This is a genomic window from Roseibium sp. RKSG952, assembly GCF_009711355.1.
Map to the genome: position 1 here is coordinate 1 of NZ_SMMF01000610.1, position 2,465 is coordinate 2,465.

Annotated in this window: 3 protein-coding genes; all 3 read right to left on the reverse strand. The window is 47.7% G+C overall.

From position 1 onward, the window contains the following. Nucleotides 1–142: 142 nt before the first annotated feature. Nucleotides 143–904 (reverse strand): ABC transporter permease, encoded by a 762-nt coding sequence (locus E1297_RS02770; RefSeq protein ID WP_155133617.1) that lies wholly within the window; start codon nt 902–904, stop codon nt 143–145. Further along, nucleotides 904–1,833 carry an ABC transporter ATP-binding protein gene (locus E1297_RS02775; protein WP_155133620.1) on the reverse strand — a complete coding sequence of 310 codons (930 nt, stop codon included), beginning with the start codon at nt 1,831–1,833 and terminating at the stop codon, nt 904–906. Before E1297_RS02775 ends, E1297_RS02770 begins: the two co-directional genes overlap by 1 nt. A 222-nt stretch (nt 1,834–2,055) precedes the next feature. Further along, nucleotides 2,056–2,304, reverse strand: a complete 249-nt coding sequence (locus E1297_RS02780; RefSeq protein WP_368669444.1) for an MbtH family protein — start codon at nt 2,302–2,304, stop codon at nt 2,056–2,058. Nucleotides 2,305–2,465: the final 161 nt, after the last annotated feature.

The window sequence follows — 2,465 nt, forward strand, 5'->3', positions numbered from 1 at the left end:
CATAAGGGATTGAGTGTCAAGGGCGCTTAAACGCCGCCAAACGGTTTCCAACCCTTGACACTCAATACCTTATGGCAAATCGAACCCGGCCGATGCTTTGTTGCACTTCGCTGCTGAATTCACCCTCGCCTCTGTTTACCTGCTACTCGGAAATTAGCGCCCCCCTTTGATAAACAAGCGCCAATCCGGTAGCAGCCAACACCAGAAACATGATGGACATTCCGGCAGACAAAATGATAGGAACGTCGCCCTGTCCATAGAAACACCAGCGCATCCCGGAAATCAGATAGAAGATGGGATTCAAGTGGCTCACTGATTGCCAAAAGTCCGGCAAGGCACTGACTGGGTAAAAACTGCCGCCGAGAAAAGTCAGGGGCGTCACGATCAACAGCTGAACAGCATTCAAGGGCTCAAAGCTTTTTGCGCAACATCCCAGTATCAAGCCTATCAAGGAGAATATAACAGGCGTTACCAAAAAAAAGGCCAAAACACCAAACGGGTGAGAGATTTTAAGCGGTACAAATAAAGTTGCGCTGAGCAGCATAATCACGCCGATAATAACCGATTTTGTGACAGATGCAGCTACAAACGCAAGTGTCAACTCCAGGTTCGAAACAGGTGCTGCCTGGATTTCCGACAATGTGCCAGTAAATCGTCTGAAATAGAATCCGAAAGATGTGCTGGAAATAGCTTGCATCATCAATGACATCATGATCAAGCCGGGTACGATGAACGATCCGTAGCCGACGCCGTTAGCGGGCGCTATCCGCGCACCGAGGACTGCGCCAAAAACAAGAAAGTAAAGCGCGGTAGATAAGACAGGCGCCATTACAGAAACAAGAAATCCTTCTCGCACCTTGGCCAATTCCGCCGAGTAGATGGCTCGAACAGCATAGAAATTCATCACTCAGCCCCAACCAACTCGACAAAAACATCCTCCAGAGATGATTGATGCGTTTGCAGATCCGTTACTCTGGTATTTGTCGAAACAAGAGCAGCCAAAAGTTCCATGATTGCGTTTTGGCCTGCACCTGGGTCTGTGTAATAGGCATAACGCAAAACCTTTCCGCTCTCTTCGCGGGTCAGTTTGAATTTTCGCAAGCTATGCGGAAGTTCCGTGATCGGTTCAGCCAGGGACAACGTGAGTTCTTTGCGCCCGAATTCACGCATTAATTGCTCGGTCGGGGCCACATGAGACAATTGCCCCTTGTTGATAATCCCCACGCGATCGGCAAGTTCTTCGGCCTCTTCAAGATAGTGTGTTGTGAGGATGATGGTAACGCCGTCCTTCTGAAGCTGCGCGATGACGTTCCACATATCTTTGCGAAGGTGAATATCGACACCCGCCGACGGTTCGTCCAGAAACAGGATCCGCGGCTTGTGTACAAGTGCTTTTGCCACAAGCAAGCGCCGCTTCATTCCTCCAGACAATGAATTGAAACTTTCAGATCGCTTTTCCCATAGCGATAGCCGCTTGAGTATATCCTCGACTATAGCCATGTCGACTGGCATGTTAAAAAGACCTTGGCTGAAGCGAACTGATTGCTCCACCGTTTCAAACATTGCGGCGGGGATTTCTTGCCCGACGAGGCCGACTATCGATCTGGCTTTCCGATAATCCTTCGCTATATCGTGCCCCTGAATTGAAATTCGCCCTTTGTTAGGGCGTGTCAATCCGCAGATGGTCCGGATCAGGGTTGTCTTGCCCGCCCCATTTGGCCCAAGAAGCGCAAAGATCTCGCCTTCCCGGATTTCCAGCGACACGTCGCTCAAGGCATTGACGCCGTTCTTGTAGTTTTTGCTCAAGGAGCGAATGGACAGAATGGCTGACAATTTACCGGATCCGTATTCTTGTGTGATTATGACTTTATTATCGGTTTAATTTCAGTAAATTAAATCAGTTTTATTTAATATTAAGATGTGCATGCTCTATAGTCCATAATAAGAATGCAATCTCTAGTTTCGGAGCGATGTTTTCCTTTTGAATGGAAAACACAACAAGCCGAAGCAGGACTTCAGATCAAGCACATACGCCCCGATATTTGACAACTGATGCTATTTGATTGACTGAACTTCTACCGTTCTTGCTGTTGAATACTCAGCCATTCGCTTGCGTACAGATAGCGGGGTGATATCCGGCCACGCTTTTTCCACGTATGCAAGGCAATCCTTTTTGCTCCCAACAGGCCCAACTTGCATCCAACCCGATGGTATGGCTTTGAAAGTGGGCCACAAAGAATGCTGCTCTTCGTCGTTGATCAGAACCATGTACTCGAAGCGGTCGTCATCTACCATCGATATCACCATGTTATTTTTTTCAATGCAATTTATGACAATAACATAGGTATCAAATCAGGCTGATCAGCTTAATCTTTGTTCATTTTTTCAGGTCCCGTGAAACAATTATAGCACCAAGATTTCAGACCAGTTGCTATCAGCCCGTTGACGAAGTCGGATCTGGAGGT

Bases quoted from the DNA above. Each gene is read 5' to 3' on its own strand.
- E1297_RS02770 (WP_155133617.1), bottom strand. From the start codon at position 904: ATGAATTTCTATGCTGTTCGAGCCATCTACTCGGCGGAATTGGCCAAG.